20 protein-coding genes are annotated in these 23,648 nt (G+C 56.8%); 14 read left to right on the top strand and 6 right to left on the bottom strand.

The genetic code is table 11. The features are described from left to right. Nucleotides 1-184: 184 nt before the first annotated feature. The gene (queG, locus tag B3X29_RS10880; protein ID WP_103177961.1) at nt 185-1,324 is read right to left on the bottom strand and encodes a tRNA epoxyqueuosine(34) reductase QueG; all 1,140 of its coding nucleotides are present in this window, start codon (nt 1,322-1,324) and stop codon (nt 185-187) included. Here queG and nnr point away from each other — a divergent pair. From nnr to hflC, 9 genes are all read left to right on the top strand, one after another. Continuing rightward, nucleotides 1,323-2,849: a bifunctional ADP-dependent NAD(P)H-hydrate dehydratase/NAD(P)H-hydrate epimerase gene (nnr, locus tag B3X29_RS10875; RefSeq protein WP_159340434.1), complete on the top strand. Its 1,527-nt coding sequence runs from the start codon at nt 1,323-1,325 to the stop codon at nt 2,847-2,849. The two genes, queG and nnr, sit on opposite strands and share 2 nt — an antisense overlap. After that, nucleotides 2,842-3,303, top strand: coding sequence for a tRNA (adenosine(37)-N6)-threonylcarbamoyltransferase complex ATPase subunit type 1 TsaE (tsaE, locus tag B3X29_RS10870; RefSeq protein ID WP_159340435.1), 462 nt, complete (start codon nt 2,842-2,844; stop codon nt 3,301-3,303). Before nnr ends, tsaE begins: the two co-directional genes overlap by 8 nt. A 16-nt stretch (nt 3,304-3,319) precedes the next feature. Continuing rightward, nucleotides 3,320-4,654 (top strand): N-acetylmuramoyl-L-alanine amidase AmiB, encoded by a 1,335-nt coding sequence (amiB, locus tag B3X29_RS10865; protein ID WP_159340436.1) that lies wholly within the window; start codon nt 3,320-3,322, stop codon nt 4,652-4,654. Between the two features lie 9 nt (nt 4,655-4,663). Continuing rightward, nucleotides 4,664-6,511: a DNA mismatch repair endonuclease MutL gene (gene mutL, locus B3X29_RS10860; RefSeq protein ID WP_159340437.1), complete on the top strand. Its 1,848-nt coding sequence runs from the start codon at nt 4,664-4,666 to the stop codon at nt 6,509-6,511. Beyond that, nucleotides 6,504-7,454 (top strand): tRNA (adenosine(37)-N6)-dimethylallyltransferase MiaA, encoded by a 951-nt coding sequence (gene miaA / locus B3X29_RS10855; protein WP_103177966.1) that lies wholly within the window; start codon nt 6,504-6,506, stop codon nt 7,452-7,454. Before mutL ends, miaA begins: the two co-directional genes overlap by 8 nt. An 85-nt stretch (nt 7,455-7,539) precedes the next feature. Further along, a complete protein-coding gene (gene hfq, locus B3X29_RS10850) occupies nt 7,540-7,848 on the top strand; it encodes an RNA chaperone Hfq (RefSeq protein WP_032616179.1) in 309 nt (102 codons plus the stop codon). Nucleotides 7,849-7,925: 77 nt separating this feature from the next. Then, nucleotides 7,926-9,206, top strand: coding sequence for a ribosome rescue GTPase HflX (gene hflX / locus B3X29_RS10845; RefSeq protein ID WP_103177967.1), 1,281 nt, complete (start codon nt 7,926-7,928; stop codon nt 9,204-9,206). Between the two features lie 116 nt (nt 9,207-9,322). Continuing rightward, nucleotides 9,323-10,579 (top strand): FtsH protease activity modulator HflK, encoded by a 1,257-nt coding sequence (gene hflK / locus B3X29_RS10840; protein WP_103177968.1) that lies wholly within the window; start codon nt 9,323-9,325, stop codon nt 10,577-10,579. 2 nt (nt 10,580-10,581) lie between these two features. Further along, nucleotides 10,582-11,583 (top strand): protease modulator HflC, encoded by a 1,002-nt coding sequence (hflC, locus tag B3X29_RS10835; RefSeq protein ID WP_103177969.1) that lies wholly within the window; start codon nt 10,582-10,584, stop codon nt 11,581-11,583. A gap of 41 nt (nt 11,584-11,624) precedes the next feature. Here hflC and B3X29_RS10830 read toward each other — a convergent pair whose 3' ends face one another. After that, nucleotides 11,625-11,915 carry a hypothetical protein gene (locus tag B3X29_RS10830; RefSeq protein ID WP_103177970.1) on the bottom strand — a complete coding sequence of 97 codons (291 nt, stop codon included), beginning with the start codon at nt 11,913-11,915 and terminating at the stop codon, nt 11,625-11,627. 360 nt (nt 11,916-12,275) lie between these two features. Here B3X29_RS10830 and B3X29_RS10825 point away from each other — a divergent pair, with 360 nt between their 5' ends. The 4 genes from B3X29_RS10825 to rlmB all read left to right on the top strand — a co-directional run bounded on the left by B3X29_RS10825 (nt 12,276) and on the right by rlmB (nt 17,477). Then, the gene (locus B3X29_RS10825; RefSeq protein ID WP_039028486.1) at nt 12,276-13,574 is read left to right on the top strand and encodes an adenylosuccinate synthase; all 1,299 of its coding nucleotides are present in this window, start codon (nt 12,276-12,278) and stop codon (nt 13,572-13,574) included. Nucleotides 13,575-13,775: 201 nt separating this feature from the next. Beyond that, a complete protein-coding gene (nsrR, locus tag B3X29_RS10820; RefSeq protein ID WP_032616184.1) occupies nt 13,776-14,201 on the top strand; it encodes a nitric oxide-sensing transcriptional repressor NsrR in 426 nt (141 codons plus the stop codon). A 38-nt stretch (nt 14,202-14,239) separates the two neighbouring features. Then, nucleotides 14,240-16,681 (top strand): ribonuclease R, encoded by a 2,442-nt coding sequence (rnr, locus tag B3X29_RS10815; RefSeq protein ID WP_156653768.1) that lies wholly within the window; start codon nt 14,240-14,242, stop codon nt 16,679-16,681. Between the two features lie 64 nt (nt 16,682-16,745). Next, on the top strand, nt 16,746-17,477 hold the full coding sequence (gene rlmB, locus B3X29_RS10810) for a 23S rRNA (guanosine(2251)-2'-O)-methyltransferase RlmB (protein WP_039028446.1): 732 nt from the start codon (nt 16,746-16,748) through the stop codon (nt 17,475-17,477). Nucleotides 17,478-17,564: 87 nt separating this feature from the next. Here the strand turns inward: rlmB and B3X29_RS10805 are convergent, their stop codons facing one another. Beyond that, the gene (locus B3X29_RS10805; protein WP_103177972.1) at nt 17,565-18,854 is read right to left on the bottom strand and encodes an MFS transporter; all 1,290 of its coding nucleotides are present in this window, start codon (nt 18,852-18,854) and stop codon (nt 17,565-17,567) included. A gap of 182 nt (nt 18,855-19,036) precedes the next feature. Between B3X29_RS10805 and B3X29_RS10800 the strand changes: the two genes are divergently transcribed. Then, nucleotides 19,037-20,659, top strand: a complete 1,623-nt coding sequence (locus B3X29_RS10800; protein WP_159340438.1) for an isovaleryl-CoA dehydrogenase — start codon at nt 19,037-19,039, stop codon at nt 20,657-20,659. Between the two features lie 3 nt (nt 20,660-20,662). Here the strand turns inward: B3X29_RS10800 and B3X29_RS10795 are convergent, their stop codons facing one another. From B3X29_RS10795 to bsmA, 3 genes are all read right to left on the bottom strand, one after another. Further along, a complete protein-coding gene (locus B3X29_RS10795; protein ID WP_159340439.1) occupies nt 20,663-22,588 on the bottom strand; it encodes a methyl-accepting chemotaxis protein in 1,926 nt (641 codons plus the stop codon). A gap of 171 nt (nt 22,589-22,759) precedes the next feature. Further along, nucleotides 22,760-23,047 carry a DUF1471 family protease activator YjfN gene (yjfN, locus tag B3X29_RS10790; RefSeq protein ID WP_103177975.1) on the bottom strand — a complete coding sequence of 96 codons (288 nt, stop codon included), beginning with the start codon at nt 23,045-23,047 and terminating at the stop codon, nt 22,760-22,762. A gap of 134 nt (nt 23,048-23,181) precedes the next feature. Then, the gene (gene bsmA / locus B3X29_RS10785; protein ID WP_159340440.1) at nt 23,182-23,511 is read right to left on the bottom strand and encodes a biofilm peroxide resistance protein BsmA; all 330 of its coding nucleotides are present in this window, start codon (nt 23,509-23,511) and stop codon (nt 23,182-23,184) included. Between the last annotated feature and the right edge of the window lie 137 nt (nt 23,512-23,648).

Below are 23,648 nucleotides of genomic sequence, written 5' to 3'. Positions count from 1 at the left end.
CTTATCCACAGGTTAATCTCTTTTTACCGAATATTCAGAAACTTCGCCTGATGAATAGTAACGTTTTAATGTATTGAAATTTATAAAGAAAATTTCATTTCAAAATGTTAGCTCGATCACTTGACCAATAGCCAGAACCAGACTCTCTCTGCCTTTTAATTTTTATTCACAGGCTGTGGAAACATCATGCATCTCTCGGAAGCCCTTTTTCGACGACCCTTACCAGCCTGAGTTTCTGCGGAGATTGCACCTCAACCACGCAGGCATTTCGTTTGGCGATTTGCTGCGCAACCGCCCACTCTATGTGTTCATCGAGAAGTGGGTGCTCACCTCGGCGACTTTCCAGCGCCCGGAGATTGGCTTCATCCCAGGGGGCATTTCCCAGCGCAACGGCGATATTACGCAACCAGCGCAGGTGACCAATACGGCGAATCGCCGATCCTTCCGTCACTTTCAGGAACCAGGCTTCGCTCCAGGCAAACAGCTCTGTCAGCGGCGGCGCGTGTAACGCCTTGCGCGGGCTGAAGTCGTCCTCTTCCGTTAGCTGTGAATAACGGTTCCACGGGCAGATCAGCTGACAATCATCGCAGCCGTAAATGCGATTGCCGATTAACGGCCGAAACTCTTCCGGGATCGCCCCTTCCAGTTCAATGGTCAGGTAGGAGATGCAGCGGCGGGCATCGACGGTATAAGGCTCGACAATGGCACCGGTAGGGCAGATGGTCATACAGGCCACACAGCGGCCACAGCCTTCTTCGACCGGCTTATCCACCGGCAGGGGAAGATCAATCAGCAGTTCTCCGAGGAAGAAGAACGACCCGGCGTCGCGGCTGAGGATAAGTGAGTGCTTACCTGTCCAGCCGAGCCCGGCTTTTTCCGCCAGCGGGCGCTCAAGAACAGGCGCAGAATCGACAAAAGGTCTAAAATTCAGCGTGGCGCACTGCTCCTGAATCATTTCCCCAAGCTTTTTGAGCCGGTTACGCAACAGTTTATGATAGTCACGCCCCAGGGCATAACGGCTGACATACCCCAGAGAGGGGTTCTTCAGCGTACTGGCAAAAGCGGCTCCGGTGGGAAGGTAGTTCATACGCACGCTGATCACGCGCAGGGTTCCCGGCAACAGTTCATGCGGGCGGGCGCGCATCATGCCGTGACGCGCCATCCACTCCATCTCGCCGTGGTATTGATTATCCAGCCATGCCTGCAGTTTGGGCTCGCTGGCAGAGAGATCGGTATCGGTGATACCCACGTGTTGAAAACCAAGCTCAGCGCCCCACTGTTTAATGTTTTGCGCTAACTGATTGAGATCGAGGGGCTGTGACATGACGGACCATACTGTGAAGAAAAACCCCGCAAGTATACCACACTCTGTCTGGCCCGCGGACGACCTGCGGCGCGCCGAAAAAGAGGCGGCAGACAGTCTGGGCATTACCCTTTATGAACTGATGCGGCGTGCGGGTGAGGCAGCGTTCACCGTTGCCCGTACCGCTTACCCGCAATCCCGCCACTGGCTCATCCTGTGCGGTCATGGCAATAACGGTGGCGATGGCTATGTTGTCGCCCGACTGGCGCTTGCCGCAGGCATTACCGTTACGCTGCTGGCGACAGAGAGCGACAAACCGCTTCCGGAAGAGGCCACAGACGCGCGGCAAGCCTGGCTGGATGCGGCAGGGATTATCCACGCTGCGGATACCCCCTGGCCGGAAGGCATCGACCTCATCGTTGACGGCCTTCTGGGAACAGGTTTGCGCAGCGCGCCTCGCGACGAGGTCGCCGGATTGATCGCCCACGCTAACCAGCATGCGGCCCCCATCGTTGCGCTGGATATTCCCTCCGGGCTGGTTGCTCAGACGGGCACCACGCCAGGCGCGGTCATAAATGCCGACCATACGGTGACGTTTATTGCCCTTAAACCGGGCCTGTTGACCGGTAAAGCGCGCGATGTGGTGGGCACGTTGCATCATCACGCGCTTGGGCTGGAGGGCTGGCTCGCCGGGCAGGAGACCGCCATCACCCGCTTTGATGCCTCGCATCTGGCGCAGTGGTTGCCGCCACGCCGTCCAACTTCCCATAAGGGCGATCATGGCCGGCTGGTGATTATCGGCGGCGACCATGGCACAGCGGGCGCTATTCGCATGACCGGCGAAGCGGCACTGCGCACGGGGGCTGGGCTGGTGCGCGTCCTGACCCGCCGCGAAAATATTGCCCCGATCGTTACCGCCCGGCCTGAACTGATGGTGCATGAACTGACGCCGAAGGCGCTGGATGACAGTCTGCAATGGGCCGATGTGGTGGTGATTGGCCCCGGTCTCGGTCAGGAGCCGTGGGGGAAGGAGGCACTACGCAAGGTCGAAAACTTTCGCCATGCGATGCTATGGGACGCTGACGCGCTGAACCTTCTGGCAATCAACCCGGATAAACGTCACAATCGCATCCTGACGCCGCACCCCGGCGAGGCCGCGCGGCTGCTTAACTGCAGCGTTGCAGAAATTGAAAGCGATCGCTTACATTCTGCCCAGCGTCTGGTAAAACGTTACGGTGGTGTTGTGGTGCTGAAAGGCGCCGGTACCGTCGTCGCCAGCGAGAGCGGAGAGACAGGCATCGTGGATGTCGGCAATGCCGGAATGGCGAGCGGCGGCATGGGCGACGTGCTTTCCGGTATTATTGGCGCGTTGCTTGGACAGAAACTGGCGCTTTATGATGCCGCCTGCGCAGGCTGCGTCGCGCATGGTGCAGCTGCCGATCGGCTGGCTGACCACTATGGCACGCGCGGCATGCTGGCAACCGATCTTTTTGACACGCTAAGGCGTGTCGTTAACCCGAAAATAACTGACGTAGAAAATGATTAATCGCGTGATCCCTTTACCCGACGAACAAGCAACTTTAGATCTCGGCCAGCGCGTGGCGCAGGCCTGCCAGGGCGCAACAGTCATCTATCTGTATGGCGACCTTGGCGCGGGTAAGACCACCTTTAGCCGGGGCTTCTTACAGGCGCTGGGACATCAGGGTAATGTGAAAAGCCCGACCTACACGCTGGTCGAGCCCTACACCCTGGAAAACCTGATGGTCTACCACTTCGATCTTTATCGCCTTGCCGATCCTGAAGAGCTGGAATTTATGGGGATCCGTGACTACTTTGCCAACGATGCCATTTGCCTGGTCGAGTGGCCGCAGCAGGGGACCGGTGTTTTACCTGAACCCGATGTTGAAATTCACCTGGAGTATCAGGCGCAAGGGCGTGAAGCCCGCGTGACTGCTCTCTCCGCATCAGGAAATTCGATACTGGCGCGTTTAGCCGGTTAAGTTAAGAGATAACGGGATGATTAATCGCGTTAAAAGTTGGCTGATAGCTGCAACGGTGCTGTTTTGCGCACAGGCCGGGGCGGCAACCTTGTCCGATATTCAGGTTTCCAACGGAGACACTCAGGCCCGGATCACCTTCAGCTTTATGGGCGATCCTGAGTATGCGTTTTCGCAGGACGATAAGCGCAGCGTCGCGCTGGATATTAAACAGACCGGCGTTATCAAGGGGCTGCCGTTACAGTTCAGCGGCAACAACCTGGTGCGCAGCATTCGTTCCGGTACGCCAAAAGATGCGCAATCCCTGCGTCTGGTGGTGGATTTAACGCAAAACGGCAAGACCCGGGCGGTGAAGCAACAAAACGGGGCGAACTATATGGTGGTCTTTACCATCAACGCCGATGCACCACCGCCACCTCCGCCGCCACCGGTCGTGGTCAAGCGGGTGGAAGAGCCTGTCGTTGCACCGCGCCCTTCGGAGCCCGCACGAAATCCGTTTAAATCCGGCAGCGATCGTATTACCAGCGTCACCAGTAGCAACACGGTGACCCGTCCCGCGGTGCAGGCGCGCCCGGCAAGCGGCGATAAAGTTATTATCGCCATCGATGCTGGACACGGTGGCGATGATCCTGGCGCCATCGGGCCGGGGGGAACGCGTGAGAAAAACGTGACCATTGCCATTGCCCGTAAGCTGCGGACCTTGCTGAACGACGACCCGATGTTTAAAGGCGTGTTAACCCGTGACGGTGACTATTTTATCTCGGTCATGGGCCGTTCTGACGTGGCGCGTCAGCAGAATGCCAATTTCCTGGTCTCAGTGCATGCCGATGCAGCTCCCAACCGCAACGCGACGGGGGCGTCCGTATGGGTACTTTCCAACCGTCGCGCCAACAGCGAAATGGCAAACTGGCTTGAGGAACATGAAAAGCAATCCGAGCTGTTAGGCGGGGCGGGCGACGTGCTGGCGAACAGCCAGTCGGATCCCTACCTGAGCCAGGCGGTACTGGATTTACAGTTCGGCCATTCCCAGCGTGTCGGGTATGATGTAGCGACTAACGTCCTGAATCAGCTGCAAAGTGTCGGTTCCCTGCATAAGCGCCGCCCGGAACATGCCAGCCTCGGCGTGCTGCGTTCGCCGGATATTCCGTCCATTCTCGTGGAGACGGGCTTCATCAGTAATAACGGTGAAGAGCGCCTGCTGGCCAGTGACAGCTACCAGCAGCAGATTGCCGAAGCGATTTATAAAGGCCTGCGTAAGTACTTTGATGCGCATCCGCTCCAGTCTGCCCCACAGGGTGGCGCGGGGCAGACCGCCAGCGCCATGTTACCGGGCGAGTCAACCTCGACCAATTAAGGAGCTATCATGCCGATTCAGGTTCTGCCGCCGCAGCTTGCGAACCAAATCGCCGCCGGTGAGGTGGTAGAACGACCTGCGTCGGTAGTGAAAGAGCTGGTGGAAAACAGCTTTGATGCGGGCGCCACCCGCATCGATATCGATATCGAACGCGGCGGAGCGAAGCTCATTCGGATCCGTGATAACGGCTGCGGCATCAAAAAAGAGGAGCTGGCGCTGGCGCTGGCTCGTCACGCAACCAGCAAAATCGCCTCCCTCGACGATCTTGAAGCCATTATCAGCCTCGGTTTCCGCGGCGAAGCGCTGGCCAGTATCAGCTCCGTCTCCCGCTTAACGCTCACCTCCCGCACGGCGGAACAGCCGGAGGCCTGGCAGGCTTATGCCGAAGGCCGGGATATGGACGTGACGGTCAAACCTGCTGCGCATCCGGTGGGAACGACGCTGGAGGTGCTGGATCTCTTCTACAACACCCCCGCGCGGCGCAAGTTTATGCGCACCGAGAAAACCGAATTTGGCCATATCGACGAGATTATTCGCCGCATCGCCCTGGCGCGCTTCGATGTCACCATCAATCTGAGCCATAACGGCAAGATGATGCGCCAGTATCGCGCCGTGGCGCAGGGCGGGCAGAAAGAGCGCCGGTTGGGTGCCATCTGCGGTACGCCGTTTTTGGAAAAGGCGCTGGCCATTGAGTGGCAGCATGGCGATCTGACCCTGCGTGGTTGGGTGGCCGATCCGAAAGCGAGCAGCGCGGCTTTTGCAGAGATCCAGTATTGCTACGTGAACGGACGCATGATGCGTGACCGTCTTATCAACCATGCGATCCGCCAGGCGTGCGAGGATAAACTCGGTGCCGGTGAGCAGCCCGCTTTTGTGCTCTATCTGGAGATCGACCCGCACCAGGTGGATGTCAATGTCCATCCGGCGAAACATGAGGTGCGTTTTCACCAGTCCCGGCTGGTGCATGACTTCATCTACCAGGGGGTGCTGAGCGTATTGCAGCAGCAGGCCGAACCGAGCCTGCCGTTGAGCAAAGAGGTGCCTGCGCCGCGTCAAATCCCGGAGAACCGCATCGCGGCGGGTAGAAACCAGTTCGCTGAGCCCGCTGTGGCGCGGGAACCTGCCGCACCGCGTTTCTCGTCTGGCGGATCAGCTTCCCGGGCGTCCGGGGCGAATTATCCACATGCCCAGCCAGGCTACCAGAAGCAGGCAGGCGCGGTGTATCGCACCTTGCTGGACACCCCGGCTCCGGCACAAAAAACGGCTGAGGCTGCTCCCACAGCACCTGCCCTGATGGGCCATAACCAGAGTTTTGGTCGGGTGCTGACCATCATAGCACCCGATGCCGCGCTGCTTGAGCAGGACGGTCATCTGGCGCTGTTATCCCTGCCGGTCGCCGAACGCTGGCTGAAACAGGCGCAGCTGGCGCCCGGTCCCCATCAGGCCTGCGCCCAGCCGCTGTTGATCCCGGTGCGGATTAAAATCTCGCCGCAGGAGACGCAGGTGGTGCAGCGTCATCAGGCTGCCCTTGCTGAAATGGGTATCGAAATGGTGCTCGAATCGCATCATGTGACGCTTCGTGCCGTGCCTTTACCCTTACGCCAACAAAATTTACAAAACTTGATTCCTGAACTGATAGGCTACCTGGCGCAGCAGACAACGTTTGATGCCGCCAATACTGCACAGTGGATCGCCCGCCAGCTGGCCAGCGATCACCCAGCGTGGAGTATGGCGCAGGCTATCACCGTGCTGGCGGAGGTTGAACGCCTCTGCCCGCAGCTGGTGAAGGCTCCGCCGGGTGGTTTATTACAACCTGTTGATTTACAAACGGCTAAGGCCGCCCTGAAAAATGAGTGATGTAAGCAATACCCGCCTGCCTAAGGCGATATTTTTGATGGGGCCAACGGCCTCGGGTAAAACCGCGTTAGCCATTGAGTTACGTAAAGTTTTGCCAGTAGAGTTGATTAGCGTTGATTCCGCCCTTATTTATCAGGGGATGGATATTGGTACGGCAAAGCCTAACGCAGACGAGTTGCGCGCGGCGCCGCACCGATTGCTGGACATCCTTGACCCGGCGCAGGCTTATTCGGCGGCTGATTTTCGTCGCGATGCGCTGGCGCATATGGCTGAGATCACAGCAGCAGGGCGTATCCCGCTGCTGGTGGGCGGAACAATGCTCTATTTCAAAGCGTTACTGGAAGGGTTGTCGCCGTTACCTTCGGCAGACCCGGCCATTAGAGCAAAGATTGAGCATCAGGCAGCAGAGCAGGGATGGGGCGCACTGCATGCGCAGCTGGCAGAAATTGATCCGGTTGCGGCAGCACGTATTCATCCAAATGATCCGCAAAGGCTTTCCCGGGCACTGGAAGTTTTTTTCATTTCGGGTAAAACTTTAACGGAACTGACGCAAACGTCAGGAGAGGCTCTGCCGTATCAGGTGCATCAGTTCGCCATCGCCCCGGCGAGCCGTGAACTGCTCCATCAGCGAATTGAGCAGCGTTTTCATCAGATGTTGGCTTCAGATTTTGAAGCAGAAGTGCGGGCGCTATTTGCCCGTGGAGATTTGCATACGGATATGCCTTCCATTCGTTGTGTGGGTTATCGCCAGATGTGGTCATACATTGAAGGTGAGATTTCGCATGATGAAATGGTTTATCGAGGTATTTGCGCCACGAGACAGTTAGCGAAGCGCCAGATTACCTGGTTGCGCGGTTGGGAGGGAGTTCACTGGTTAGACAGTGAAAAACCGCAACAGGCGTTACACGATGTATTACAGGTTGTTGGTGATATCGCAGACTGAATGTGTACAATTAAGCCGTATCGTGCGCAATTTTTCAGAATCGCAAGGTTCTAAGTACAAAACAAGCATATAAGGAAAAGATAGAATGGCTAAGGGGCAATCTTTACAAGATCCGTTCTTGAACGCACTGCGTCGGGAACGTGTTCCAGTTTCTATTTATTTGGTGAATGGTATTAAGCTGCAAGGTCAGATTGAATCTTTCGATCAGTTCGTGATCCTGTTGAAAAACACGGTCAGCCAGATGGTTTATAAGCACGCGATTTCTACTGTTGTTCCGTCTCGCCCGGTATCTCATCACAGCAATAACGCTGGCGGCGGTTCCAGTAACTACCATCATGGCAGCAACGCGCAGGGTTCTTCTGCGCCTGCGCAGGACAGCGAAGAGACCGAATAAGGTTACTGGCTGTTATTTCCATATCGGGGAGCCAGGTTTTCTGCGTTCCCCGCTGATCTTTTTTGAGAGGTTTACGCTTGTTTGACCGTTACGATGCCGGTGAGCAGGCGGTGCTGGTACACATCTATTTTTCGCAAGACAAAGATATGGAAGATCTCCAGGAGTTTGAATCTCTGGTCTCTTCCGCCGGTGTCGAAGCAATGCAGGTGATTACCGGTAGCCGTAAAGCGCCGCACCCAAAGTTTTTTGTTGGTGAAGGTAAAGCAGTAGAGATTGCGGATGCCGTAAAAGCGACTGGCGCATCGGTCGTGCTGTTTGATCACGCCCTGACACCGGCCCAGGAACGCAACCTGGAACGTCTGTGCGAATGTCGTGTTATCGATCGGACGGGTTTGATTTTAGACATTTTTGCCCAACGTGCACGTACCCATGAAGGGAAATTGCAGGTTGAGCTGGCGCAGTTGCGCCATCTGGCGACGCGCCTGGTGCGTGGCTGGACACACCTTGAACGACAAAAGGGCGGGATTGGTTTGCGCGGCCCGGGTGAAACCCAGCTCGAAACCGACCGTCGCTTGCTGCGTGGCCGTATTACCCAGATCCTCTCTCGGCTGGAAAAAGTTGAGAAGCAACGTGAGCAGGGGCGCCGCTCCCGACAGAAAGCAGACATCCCGACGGTGTCGCTGGTCGGTTATACCAACGCCGGTAAATCCACCCTGTTTAACCAGATTACTGAGGCCCAGGTTTACGCCGCAGACCAGCTGTTTGCGACCCTGGATCCGACGCTGCGCCGCATTGATGTGACGGATGTCGGAGAAACCGTGCTGGCGGATACCGTTGGGTTTATCCGTCATCTGCCGCACGATCTGGTGGCCGCGTTTAAAGCTACCCTGCAGGAGACCCGTCAGGCGACGTTGCTGTTGCACGTTATCGACGCTGCGGATGTACGCGTTCAGGAAAATATTGATGCAGTGAATATCGTGCTGGAAGAGATTGATGCCCACGAGATCCCGACGCTGCTGGTGATGAACAAGATCGATATGCTGGACAATTTCGAACCGCGTATCGACAGGGATGAAGAGAACATACCGATTCGGGTCTGGCTTTCTGCGCAGACCGGTGTCGGTGTACCACTGCTTTTCCAGGCTTTAACAGAACGTCTTTCCGGTGAAGTGGCTCAGCACACGCTGCGTCTGCCACCCGAGGAAGGCCGACTGCGCAGCCGTTTTTATCAGCTTCAGGCGATAGAAAAAGAGTGGATGGAGGATGACGGCAGCGTGGGGTTGCAGGTGCGTATGCCAATCGTCGACTGGCGTCGCCTCTGTAAACAAGAACCTGCGCTGGTCGACTACGTCGTCTGACCGGAAAGGAGATGCCTGAAGGATTTTGCCCTTTGGGATACCCGAACCGCTGCGAATGCTCCGGCATGCCAGGCGTTTGAGGGTATATCACCGCATAACAAATATGGAGCACATACATGGCGTGGAATCAGCCCGGTAATAACGGACAAGACCGCGACCCGTGGGGGAGCAGCAATAATCAAGGCGGCAACTCCGGGGGAAATGGCAACAAAGGTGGTCGCGAGCAGGGGCCACCCGATCTGGATGATATCTTCCGCAAGCTGAGCAAAAAGCTGGGCGGACTCGGCGGTGGTAAAGGCACTGGCGGCGGTACTGGCCAGGGGCCGCGTCCTCATATGGGCGGTCGTGTGGTGGGCATTGTTGCCGCAGCGGCGGTGATTATCTGGGCTGCCAGCGGGTTCTACACAATCAAAGAAGCCGAGCGCGGTGTTGTCACCCGTTTTGGCAAATTCAGCCATCTGGTTGAGCCGGGCCTGAACTGGAAGCCGACCTTTATCGATGACGTCACGGCGGTGAACGTTGAATCGGTACGCGAACTGGCGGCATCCGGCGTGATGCTGACGTCAGACGAAAACGTGGTTCGCGTTGAGATGAACGTGCAGTATCGTGTGACCGATCCTGAACGTTACCTCTTTAGCGTGACCAGCGCCGATGACAGTCTGCGTCAGGCGACCGACAGCGCCCTGCGTGGCGTGATCGGTAAATACACCATGGACCGCATTCTGACCGAAGGTCGTACCGTTATTCGTAGCGATACCCAGCGTGAGCTGGAAGAGACCATTCGTCCGTATAACATGGGTATCACCCTGCTGGACGTCAACTTCCAGGCTGCTCGTCCGCCGGAAGAGGTCAAAGCGGCGTTTGACGATGCGATTGCTGCCCGTGAAAACGAACAGCAGTACATCCGTGAGGCTGAAGCTTACACCAACGAAGTTCAGCCGCGTGCGAACGGTCAGGCACAGCGTATTCTGGAAGAGGCGCGAGCCTATAAGACCCAGACCGTGCTGGAAGCCCAGGGTGAGGTGGCTCGCTTTGCGAAAATCCTGCCGGAATATAAAGCCGCGCCGGAAATTACCCGTGAGCGTCTCTATATCGAAACCATGGAGAAAGTGCTGAGCCATACCCGTAAGGTGCTGGTCAATGACAGCAAAGGTGGCAACCTGATGGTTCTGCCGCTGGATCAGATGCTGAAAGGCGGTAACGCGCCGGCGACAAAAAATGACAACAGTGGTGCCAACAACCTGCTGCGTCTGCCACCTGCGTCTTCCGGAAACGCCAGCGCAAACACCCGCTCTTCTTCAAGCGATGGTGACATCATGGACCAACGCCGCGCCAACGCGCAGCGTAACGACTACCAGCGTCAGGGGGAATAACGATGCGTAAGTCAGTAATTGCGATCATTATTATCGTGCTGGTTGTGCTTTACACCTCAATTTTTGTGGTTAAAGAGGGCGAGCGTGGGATTAAATTCCAGTTCAGCAGCGTCGTGCGTGACGGCGACAAGCGTCCGGTTATTTATGAGCCAGGCCTGCACTTCAAAGTGCCGTTTATTCAGTCTGTGAAAACGCTTGATGCGCGTATCCAGACGATGGATAACCAGGCCGACCGTTTCGTGACTAAAGAGAAAAAAGACCTGATCGTTGACTCCTATATCAAGTGGCGTATCAGCGACTTCAGCCGTTACTTCCTGGCAACCGGCGGCGGCGACGTCTCTCAGGCCGAAGTGCTGCTGAAACGTAAGTTCTCTGACCGTCTGCGTTCTGAGATTGGTCGTCTGGATGTCCGGGACATCGTAACCGACTCCCGCGGTCGTCTGACCTCTGAAGTACGCGATGCGCTGAACTCCGGTTCTGCCGGCACGGAAGATGAAGTGACAACCCCAGCGGCTGACGATGCCATCGCCAAAGCGGCTGAACGCGTTCAGGCTGAAACCAACGGTAAAGTGGCGGTTATCAACCCGAACAGTATGGCGGCATTGGGTATCGAAGTGGTTGACGTGCGTATCAAGCAGATCAACCTGCCAACGGAAGTCTCTGAGGCGATCTACAACCGTATGCGTGCCGAGCGTGAAGCGGTAGCCCGTCGTCATCGTTCACAGGGTCAGGAAGAGGCTGAAAAGCTGCGTGCAACCGCAGACTATGAAGTGACCAAAACCCTGGCAGAAGCGGAGCGTCAGGGCCGTATCCTGCGCGGTGAAGGCGATGCCGAAGCGGCGAAGCTGTTTGCGGATGCCTTCAGCCAGGATCCAGACTTCTATGCCTTTATCCGTAGCCTGCGTGCCTACGAGAGCAGCTTCCAGAGCAATCAGGACGTTATGGTTCTCAGCCCGGATAGCGATTTCTTCCGCTATATGCGCTCGCCTACGACACCACGATAAGCAGCGTTAAAAATGGCGCCATAAGGCGCCATTTTTTTATCTTAATTACCCAGCAGCTTGCTAAACAGCCCGCCGATAACAGGCAGCGATCCCAGCGTAGACTCAATGGTATAGCCGACAGTCGAACCCACCGATTGACCTAATTTTTCGCCCAGAGTGGGAGCAATTTGCCCAAGGTTAATGTTACCGATCAGGGGAACATCCACGCTCAGCAGATCGCCTGCGGTGGTCCAGGCAAAGTTACCGATCTTGCCACCCAGCGAAGCGATGCCATCCTGCAACCAGCCCGCGCCGCTTACAGCTTCAATTTCTAAAAGAGTCAATTCTTTCATTTTCATCATCCTAATTAGTGTAATTACAACAACAACTCATATTTGAGATGCGGGCAAAGGGTGACAATTTTTAAAATAAGCGGCAAGGCCAGAATTTATGAATTTTTAACTTCACATACGGAATCATATAACCGCTCCGCCGGTAACCCGATAAAAGGCCTTTGTTAAAAAACTCACATCAATTTGCCAGGTGCTTCGCCATGATTAGTGATGTGATTCGTCTCGCTCCACAACATATTGAGGTAATCGTTTAACTGCGCATAAAGCAGTCCGTTTCGCCGAAATTTGTATACAAAAAAAGCTGAACATCATCAAAACCGATGGTAGAATCCATTTTTAAGCAATCGGTGATTTTGAAAAATGGGTAACAACGTCGTCGTACTGGGCACCCAATGGGGTGACGAAGGTAAAGGGAAGATCGTCGATCTTCTGACTGAACGTGCTAAGTTTGTTGTACGTTATCAGGGTGGTCACAACGCAGGCCATACTCTCGTAATCAACGGTGAAAAAACCGTCCTCCATCTTATTCCATCAGGCATTCTTCGTGACAATGTGACCAGCATCATCGGTAACGGTGTTGTGCTGTCTCCTGCTGCGCTGATGAAAGAGATGAAAGGTCTGGAAGACCGTGGCATCCCGGTTCGCGAGCGTCTGCTGCTCTCTGAAGCCTGTCCGCTGATCCTCGACTACCACGTTGCGCTGGATCTGGCGCGTGAAAAAGCACGCGGCGCGAAAGCGATCGGTACCACCGGCCGTGGTATCGGCCCGGCTTACGAAGATAAAGTCGCCCGTCGCGGTCTGCGTGTTGGCGATCTGTTCGATAAAGCCACCTTTGCTGAAAAACTGAAAGAGGTGATGGAATATCACAACTTCCAGCTGGTGAACTTCTACAAAGTTGACGCCGTTGACTACCAGAAAGTGCTGGATGACGTCATGGCGATCGCTGACATCCTGACCGGTATGGTTGTTGATGTATCCGATCTGCTGGACCAGGCGCGCAAGCGTGGCGATTTCGTCATGTTCGAAGGTGCGCAGGGTACGCTGCTGGATATCGACCACGGTACCTATCCGTATGTAACCTCTTCCAACACCACCGCAGGTGGCGTGGCAACCGGTTCTGGCCTGGGTCCGCGTTATGTGGATTACGTTCTGGGCATCATCAAAGCTTACTCCACTCGCGTGGGTGCGGGTCCGTTCCCGACCGAACTGTTTGATGAAACCGGCGAGTTCCTGTGCAAGCAAGGTAACGAGTTTGGCGCGACCACCGGTCGTCGTCGTCGTACCGGCTGGCTGGATGCGGTTGCTGTGCGCCGTGCGGTGCAGATCAACTCCCTGTCTGGCTTCTGCCTGACCAAGCTGGACGTCCTGGATGGTCTGAAAGAGGTGAAAATCTGTGTTGCCTACCGTATGCCGGATGGCCGTGAAGTGACCACCACTCCACTGGCCGCTGACGACTGGCAGGGCATTGAGCCGATCTACGAAACCATGCCAGGCTGGTCTGAAACCACCTTTGGCGTGAAAGAGCGTAGCGGTCTGCCGCAGGCAGCGCTGGATTACATCCAGCGTATTGAAGAGCTGACCGGCGTGCCGATTGATATCATCTCTACCGGCCCGGATCGTTCTGAAACCATGATCCTGCGCGACCCGTTCGACGCATAATGAGGGTTTCGCCCGGCGGCGCTACGCTTGCCGGGCCTACAACACCCATCACAGGCCGGAAAGCGATGCGCATCCGGCTTTTTCGTTCTCCTTTCCCCCTTTCAGTTTAAATAAATTCGCCGTTGACTATCTGGCTGGTTTATCATCATTAATGAATATCTCTGCGGATATACCGCGTTTTACCCTTTTCCTGAGGTTGATGTGCAGTTAACAAGTTTCACCGATTACGGATTGCGTGCGCTGATTTACATGGCGTCGTTACCCGCTGGACAGATGACCAGTATCTCTGAGGTGACAGAGGTCTACGGTGTGTCCCGTAATCATATGGTCAAAATAATCAATCAACTTAGCCGAGCCGGATATGTTGCTGCCGTCCGCGGGAAAAATGGCGGCATCCGCCTCGGTAAACCGGCACAGAGTATTCGTGTTGGTGATGTGGTGCGCGAACTGGAGCCATTGTCTCTGGTGAACTGCAGCAGTGCGTTCTGCCACATTACCCCCGCCTGTCGACTGAAACAGGCGCTTTCAAAGGCTGTGCAAAGTTTTCTCATGGAACTGGATAACTACACGCTGGCCGATTTGGTTGAAGAGAATCAACCGCTATATAAATTATTGCTGGTGGAATGAAGAAAACGTCCACCGGAGATGACAACGGAGGAACCGCTATGTCACAAGATCCTTTCCAGGAACGCGAAGCCGAAAAATACGCGAACCCTATCCCCAGCCGCGAGTTCATCATTGAACACCTCACAAAACGTGAAAAACCTGCCAACCGTGAAGAACTTGCCGCTGAACTGAACATTGAAGGCGAAGAGCAAATTGAAGCCCTTCGCCGCCGCCTTCGCGCAATGGAGCGCGACGGACAACTCGTCTTTACCCGCCGTCAATGCTATGCCCTGCCGGAGCGTCTCGATCTGCTGAAAGGCATGGTAATTGGCCACCGTGATGGTTACGGCTTCCTGCGCGTCGAAGGCCGCAAGGACGACCTCTACCTCTCATCTGAACAGATGAAAATGTGCATTCACGGCGACCAGATCCTGGCCCAGCCGCTGGGTGCAGACCGCAAAGGGCGTCGTGAAGCGCGCGTTGTGCGTGTGCTGGTGCCAAAAACCAGCCAGATCGTAGGCCGCTACTTCACGGATGCCGGCGTGGGTTTTGTGGTGCCGGATGATAGCCGCCTGAGCTTTGACATCCTCATTCCGCCTGAAGAGGTGATGGGCGCGCGGATGGGCTTTGTGGTGGTGGTTGAGCTGACTCAGCGTCCAACCCGTCGTACCAAAGCGGTCGGTAAGATTGTGGAAGTGCTGGGCGATAACATGGGCACCGGCATGGCCGTGGATATGGCACTGCGCACCCATGAAATCCCCCACGTCTGGCCAAAAGCCGTTGAAGAGCAGGTTGAAGGGCTGAAAGAGCAGGTACCGGAGTCGGCAAAAGCGGGCCGCGTGGATCTGCGCAGCCTGCCGCTGGTCACCATTGATGGCGAAGACGCCCGTGACTTTGATGACGCCGTCTACTGTGAGAAAAAACGCGGCGGCGGCTGGCGTCTGTGGGTAGCGATTGCCGATGTGAGCTATTACGTCCGGACCGGTACGCCGCTGGATGGCGAAGCGCGTAACCGCGGCACCTCGGTCTACTTCCCGTCCCAGGTGGTACCGATGCTGCCGGAAGTGCTCTCCAACGGCCTGTGCTCGCTTAACCCGCAGGTTGACCGTCTCTGCATGGTTTGTGAAATGACCATCTCCAGCAAGGGGCGTTTAACCGGCTACAAATTCTATGAAGCGGTGATGAGTTCACATGCGCGCCTGACCTATACCAAAGTGTGGCATATGCTGCAGGGGGATCGGGATCTGCGTGAACAGTACGCTCCGCTGGTGAAGCACATCGAAGAGCTGCATAACCTCTATAAAGTGCTGGAGCAGGCGCGTGAAGAGCGCGGCGGGATCTCATTTGAGAGTGAAGAGGCGAAGTTCATCTTTAACGCTGAGCGTCGCATTGAGCGTATCGAACAGACCCAGCGTAACGATGCCCACAAGCTGATTGAAGAGTGCATGATCCTGGCGAACATCTCCGCGGCACGCTTCGTTGAGAAAGCCAAAGAGCCTGCGCTGTTCCGTATCCACGACAAACCGACCACCGAAGCTATTACCTCTTTCCGTACCGTACTGGCGGAGCTGGGTCTTGAGCTGCCGGGGGGCAACAAGCCGGAGCCGCGCGATTACGCCGAGCTGCTGGAATCGATTAGCGATCGCCCTGACGCGGAAATGCTGCAAACCATGCTGCTGCGTTCCATGAAGCAGGCAATTTACGATCCTGAGAACCGCGGCCACTTTGGTCTGGCGTTGCAGTCTTATGCGCACTTTACCTCGCCGATCCGCCGTTATCCGGATCTGTCACTGCACCGTGCCATTAAGTATCTGCTGGCACATGAGCAGGGCCACAAAGGCAACACGACCGAAACCGGGGGTTATCACTACTCCATGGAAGAGGTCCTGCAGCTGGGCCAACACTGTTCCATGACCGAACGCCGCGCTGATGAAGCGACGCGCGACGTGGCGGACTGGCTGAAGTGTGACTTTATGCTGGATCAGGTCGGGAACATCTTTAAGGGCGTGATTGCCAGCGTCACCGGTTTTGGCTTCTTTGTACGCCTTGATGAACTCTTTATCGATGGTCTGGTGCATGTCTCATCCCTGGATAACGACTACTACCGTTACGATCAGGTTGGGCAGCGCCTGACCGGCGAGTCCAGCGGCCAGACCTACCGTCTGGGCGATCGCGTGGAAGTGAAGGTCGAAGCCGTCAACATGGACGAGCGTAAGATTGATTTCAGCCTGATCTCCAGCGAACGCGCGCCACGTAACGTAGGTAAAACCGCGCGGGATAATGCGAAGAGAGGGGCCGCCGGAAAAACCAGCGGCAAACGCCGTCAGGCCGGTAAGCGGGTAAACTTCGAGCCGGACAGCGCCTTCCGTGGTGAGAAAAAACAAAAGCCGAAGGCCGCGAAGAAAGAAGCCAGAGCCGCCAAAAAACCGTCGGCCAAAACCCAAAAAATAGCTGCGGCGACCAAAGCGAAGCGCGCGGCAAAGAAAAAAGTGGCGGAGTAATTCTCCCCTGACCTTGATCCTCTCCCGGCAGGGAGAGGTGAACAGTAATTAATGAGAACCATCAATGAGTGAAATGATTTACGGCATCCACGCGGTGCAGGCCCTGCTGGAGCGCGCACCGGAGCGTTTTCAGGAAGTCTTTATTCTGAAAGGGCGTGAAGATAAACGCCTGATGCCGCTGATCCATGCCCTGGAAGCGCAGGGCGTGGTGATCCAGCTGGCGAACCGTCAGTACCTGGATGAGAAAAGCGAAGGGGCAGTACACCAGGGCATCATCGCCCGCGTGAAGCCGGGCCGCCAGTATCAGGAGAACGATCTGCCGGATCTGATCGCCGCGCTGGATAACCCGTTCTTCCTGATCCTCGACGGCGTGACCGATCCGCACAACCTCGGTGCCTGCCTGCGTAGCGCCGATGCGGCGGGCGTCCATGCGGTGATTGTGCCAAAAGATCGCTCCGCGCAGCTCAACGCGACGGCCAAAAAAGTGGCCTGCGGCGCGGCGGAGAACGTACCGTTGATCCGCGTGACCAACCTGGCGCGCACCATGCGTCAGTTACAGGAAGAGAACATCTGGATCGTCGGTACTGCGGGTGAGGCAGACCATACCCTGTTCCAGAGCAAAATGACCGGTCGTCTGGCGCTGGTGATGGGGGCGGAAGGTGAAGGCATGCGCCGTCTGACGCGGGAGCATTGCGACGAACTGATCAGCATTCCGATGGCGGGCAGCGTCTCGTCCCTGAACGTTTCCGTAGCAACCGGCATCTGCCTGTTCGAAGCGGTACGCCAGCGCGGGTAGTCTGTTGTGCCCGGTGGCGCTGCGCTTACCGGGCCCACGGTCCGTGCTGTTGTAGGCCGGGTAAGGCGAAGCCGCCACCCGGCACTATCACTCCTCCAGCGACCGCAAATGGTCATCCTTCTTAAGCGTCATCAGCGCCACAATACTCACCACCGCCGTGACCATCACGTAATAGGCCGGAATATCCAGGTTCCCCGTCTCTTTTATCAGCCCGGTAATGATTAGCCCCGCACAGCCCGAGAAGATGGCGTTCGACAGCGAATAGGCCAGCCCCAGTCCGGTATAGCGCACCCTGGTCGGGAACATCTCTGACAGCATGGCCGGGCCTGGCCCTGCCAGCATCCCCACCAGGCCACCGGCAATCAGCACCACTATCGCTTTCACCGCCAGGGTGCTGGACTCCGCCTGCAAAATTTTCAGCAGCGGCAGGGCAAGAATCAGCAGCAGCGCGGCGGCGATAACCATCACCGTGCGGCGTCCGATGCGGTCGCTGAGGATCCCCGATGGGATAATGGTCAGCGCAAAACCGATATTGGAGATGACCGCAATCAGCAGCGCCTGGTTAAAGCCCGTATGCAGGGCCGATTGCAGGTAGGCGGGCATGATCACCAGATAGGTATAGCCGGCGGCAGACCACACCATCACCCGGCCAATTCCCATCCCGATGGCTTTCAGCGTGTCGCTGGTGCGCGCCTTCACGGCCACCGGTTTGGTTTGTTGCTTCACGAAGCTGGGCGTCTCTTCCATGCTCACCCGCAGCCACAGGGCCACCGCCCCCAGCGGCAGGGCGATAAAGAAGGGAATGCGCCAGCCCCAGTCGTGCAGGGCGTCTGGCGTCAGCAGCGCGGAGAGCAGCGCCACAATGCCCGCGCCGGCCAGCAGACCCAGCGCGACGGTAAAGGACTGCCATGCGCCGTAGAGCCCACGTTTACCGCGCGGGGCGAACTCGGTCATCAGCGACACCGCACCGCCATACTCTCCCCCGGCGAAAAGCCCCTGCAGGATCCGCAGACCGGTGATGATGAGCGGGGCGGCAATGCCGATGCTGGCATAGACCGGCACGATGCCGATTGCCGCGGTTGCCAGGGTCATCATCACCAGCACGATAATCAGTGTGGGTTTGCGGCCGATGCGATCGCCAATCCGGCCAAATATGATGGCCCCCAGCGGACGAAAGAAGAAGGCGATGGCGAAAGAGGCGTAGGTGAGGATCAGGCTGGTCAGTCCCGCCTCACCGCTGAGCTGAAAGAAGTTCTTCGCGATCACGGTGGCGAGAAAGCCGTACACCGCAAATTCGTACCATTCGATGAAATTACCAATTGAGCCAGCAATTAAAGCGCGTTTATGGGCATCCGGCGCCCGTTGAGTGGTTTGCATCGTCATCTCTCCATGAGGGTAAGAATAAATTATTCACCATAACAAACGATAAGAAATTTATTATTCGTTCATTGTGTGACCAGATTCACGCTTGAGCGTGGCGATATTGTGCGCCCGCTGCTGTGCAGCGCCTGCCCGGTTTGTCCATACTTATTCCATTGCCATAGAAGGAGGGATACGTTATGCACTGGCAGACGCACACTGTTTTTAATCAGCCTGCGCCACTCACCAACAGCAACCTGTTTCTTTCCGATCGCGCGCTGTGTGAAGCGGTCAATCGTGAAGGTGCCGACTGGGACGCCGGGCTGCTCGCCAGCATCGGTCAACAGCTGGGTACGGCAGAATCCCTGGAGCTTGGCCGCCTGGCCAACGCCAATCCCCCTGAACTGCTGCGCTATGATGCCAGCGGAACCCGGCTGGATGATGTGCGCTTCCATCCCGCCTGGCACCTGCTGATGCAGGGGCTTTGTGCCAACCGGGTACATAACCTGGCGTGGGAGGAGGAGGCGCGAAAAGGGGCCTTCGTGGCCCGGGCGGCACGTTTTATCCTCCATGCGCAGGTTGAGGCCGGCACGCTTTGCCCCATCACCATGACCCACGCCGCTACGCCGCTTTTGCAGCAGGCGCTACCGCGCGCGTTTCACGACTGGCTGGCGCCGTTACTGAGCGACCGGTATGACTCGCATCTGGCGCCGGGTAACCAGAAGCGCGGCCTGCTTATCGGGATGGGAATGACGGAAAAGCAGGGCGGATCGGATGTTCTCAGCAACACCACCCGGGCAGAACGCTGCGGCGACGGGAGTTATCGGCTGGTGGGGCATAAGTGGTTTTTCTCGGTGCCGCAAAGCGATGCCCACCTGGTGCTGGCGCAGGCCAAAGGCGGCCTGTCGTGCTTCTTCGTCCCCCGTTTTCTGCCCGACGGTCTGCGCAATGCCGTGCATCTGGAGCGCCTGAAAGAGAAGCTGGGTAACCGCTCGAACGCCAGCAGCGAAGCCGAGTTCCTCGATGCCACCGGCTGGCTGCTGGGCGAAGAGGGGGAAGGGGTGCGCCAGATCCTGAAGATGGGCGGCCTCACCCGTTTCGACTGCGCGCTCGGCAGCCACGGCCTGATGCGCCGGGCCTTCTCGGTGGCGTTGTACCATGCCCACCAGCGGCAGACTTTTGGCAAAAACCTGATCGACCAGCCGCTGATGCGCGATGTGTTAAGCCGCATGGCGCTCCAGCTGGAGGGGCAGACGGCGCTCTTGTTCCGCCTCGCGCGGGCCTGGGATCGCCGGGACAATGAACACGAAGCCCTGTGGGCGAGGCTGTTTACTCCGGCCGCGAAACTGGCGATCTGCAAAGCGGGGATACCCTTCGTCGCCGAAGCGATGGAGGTTCTTGGCGGCATTGGCTATTGCGAAGAGAGCGAGCTGCCGCGCCTGTACCGTGAGATGCCGGTTAACAGCATCTGGGAAGGCTCGGGCAATATCATGGGGCTGGACGTGCTGCGGGTGCTGGCGAAGCAGCCTGGCGTGATCGATCTGCTCTTGGCAGATTTTGCCGAGGTTAAAGGTCAGGATCGTCATTTCGATCGCAGCTGGCGGCAGCTTCAGCAAAAACTGCGTAAACCGCAGGAGGCGCAGGGCAGAGAGATCGCCCGGCAGATTTACCTGCTGGGCGCAGGGGCGCAGATGCTGCGCCACGCTTCTCCGCCACTGGCGCAGGCCTGGTGCCGTGAAATGCTCGACGCCCGTGGCCGATCGTTGCTCAGCGAGCAGGTCCAGGACGACCTGCTGCTGCGCGCCACGGGCGGCGTGGCCTGATCCTTACAGGCGGAACAGGCTGACCAGCTCGGTCAGGTGTGAACCCTTCTCCCGCAGGGTTTGCGCCGTCTGTTCGCTGCGTGAGACGCGGTCGGCGTTGATATGCGACGCTTCGCCGATATGGGTCATCGCCAGATTCACCTGACCGATACCCGCCGACTGCTCGTGGGAGGCATGGTTAATCTCGGTTACCAGCGCCTTGATGTTATCGATGTGCGCGATGATGCTCTCCATCGCCTGGCGGGTCTGCTCCGACAGGGCGTGGCCTTCGCTCACCTTGCTGAGCGTATCGCCAATCAGCTGCTCAATCTCCTTCACCGCGTTGGCGCTGCGCGCTGCGAGGGCGCGGACCTCCTGGGCTACCACGGCGAAGCCTTTACCGTGCTCGCCCGCCCGGGCGGCTTCGACGGCGGCGTTGAGCGCCAGAATATTGGTCTGGAAGGCGATCCCCTCAATCACCCGGGTAATGGCTTCGATACGTTTCGATGCCTCGCGAATATCATCCATGGTGGAGACAGCATTGCTGACGGTCTTCCCGCCCTGGTGCACCGCCCGGGAGGTTTCGCCGACCAGATGCTGGGTCTGCTCCATATTGGCGGCGTTCTGCTGCACGGTGGCCGCCAGCTGCTCCATACTGGCGGATGTCTCCTCCACGCTGCTGGCCTGCTTATTGATCTGCTCGGAGATCTCGCCGGTATCCGCCGCCAGGGCGTTGGTCCCCAGATGAATATCGCCCGCAGCTTCCCGCACCTGGAGCACGATTTTTTGCAGCCCGCCGCCAATGCCGTTGATGGCGCCGATCAACTGACCTACCTCATCCTGACGGGTGGCGGGCAGGGTGGCGCGCAGATCGCCTGCGGCATACTGTTCGGCCAGGCCAATCACATCGCGCAGCGGGCGCGTGAGCCAGCGGCGGATAATAAACACGAACAGCATGGCAAAGAGCGCGGAAAGCGCCACGCCCGCCAGCAGGAAGCGGTCGCGCATGTTGGTCACATCAGCCAGCAGTACGGTTTTATCCACCTCGCCCACAATCGTCCAGTTCCAGCCCGGTAGCGGTGTCCAGGCCATGATCAACGTGCGGCCATCAGCGCTCTGGCGTTCCAGAGTGCCGGATTGATCCCCCAGCAGCTGTTGCTGAACGGCGTTATCCCACTTCGGCAGCTCTCCCTCCTCTGCGCTATGGAACAGGTACTGGCCGTGGTTCTTGCCGTTACTGCGGTTCAGTACAAAGAAGTGACCGCTCTCGCCCAGACGGCGGCTAAGGATCTTCTCGCGCATGACGTTCCAGGAGTGGGTAATGTCGACCCCAACGAAGATAATGGCGATCACCTGCCCGCCCGCATCTTTTACCGGCTGGTACTGGGTGATATAGCGCTTACCGAACAGCAGGGCGAGGCCGCGATATACCTCGCCTTTGTTGACCACTTCCCATGCCGGGCTGGCATGGTCGAGTACCGTACCGATGGCCCGGTCGCCGTTCTCTTTACGCAGCGAGGTCGCCACGCGGACAAAATCGTCGCCGCTACGGACAAAGAGCGTAGAGATCGCGCCGGTGCGATTCAGAAAATCATCGGGGGTGGTGTTGTTCTCATGCAGTTCCGTATCGCCGCCTTTCAGCAGGGGGACGCTCTGGTCGTTGATGACGCGGGTCTGGCTGGCATCAATACTCAGCGGCTGCGGTAAAAAGGTGGTGAACAGGCGGGTGTAACTTTCTACCTCTTCGGTGAGGCTGGTATTGAACATCTGCACCATATCCACCACGCCGGTAGACTGGTTATGCAGGTCTTCTACGGCCAGCGATTCAAGTTTTTGACTGGCGTTGTAGCTCAGGAGAAAGGTGAAAAGTAAAAAGAGAGTGGCAACACTCAAGCCGGTAAGCAGCGATAGCTTTGTGCCCAGACCTGCACGGCGGAAAAAGTTGATCATAAATTGCTCATTGTTAAAAAGGTATCGCTTTTCAACGGCAGAGCGGGGATAACATTTATTGGCTTTATGTAACAAAATGTTACAAAGTTATCTCGGAGGAGTTATGGCAAGGATAATAGAATTGTAAAGATTAAAAAGCCACTCTTTTTTAGTGGCTTTTATTGACGATTTTCAGACATAAAGTATGGCCTGCGCCCGCCAGCGATCGGCATGGCTCTCTTCCTGCATTTTTATGATGCGATACCATGAGGCACCCTGCTCATCGGCCTTCAGCGCGATCATGCGCTCTACGTCCTGCGGGCTCCCTGAGATATCACTCACAGAGATCAATCCAATTTCGTTTAAACCCGTCACACAATCAGCGCTGGCAAATTCAGCTGACTGTGCTGCCGTACTCACCAGACCGGCTGAGAGTAGCAGTGTGGTCAAAGCAAGAGATCGTTTCATCGTCAGCTCCATTTTACGTGTCCCCGGTATCCGCCGGGCAATCCTTCGCTAATAAACTCATTCCATTGTCACTGGCTGGAGTTTATTGTGGACAGGAAAACGTCTATGGACGCAAAGCAGTGTAAATGTCGTTTAAATACCGCGCGTTATTTACGGTATAAAATGGCTTGCGAATACCATTGTCCCGTCACGATGGTTTCATCGATAAGGACAATGACGTAATAATCTGCTTTCGCGGCGACAGCTTTTGCTTTAATGGCCTCTGCCGCATCATCGGGAGAGCCTCGCTCGAGTGCGGTCACGGTACCCATTCGCTGTAATCCTTCCGTTTGATTACGACGTATCTCCTGGGGGTGATCGGCGACCGGTGGCGCAGGCTGCGGCGTACCTTGCAATACGCTACATCCGCCCAACAACACCATCAGCGTTAAAGCAGCAAACTTTCGCATAAACCTGTCTCGTTTCCTGATAGCCATAGTGTAGATCTCTGTTGATTTGACATTGGGGGAATGTTCCCAAATTGTTAGCTATAGCGTAAATTTCGAATGAAAATTGTGTGAAAGCGTAAGCCAGTTCTCAACATTATGATTCACCCATAAGTATGAGGCCCAAT

Origin of the sequence: Leclercia sp. UBA5076, assembly GCF_002416465.1 — a bacterium.
Lineage (GTDB): Bacteria > Pseudomonadota > Gammaproteobacteria > Enterobacterales > Enterobacteriaceae > Enterobacter.
Note: the sequence above shows the minus strand (reverse complement) of the source record. Positions and strands in the feature narration are given on the sequence as shown.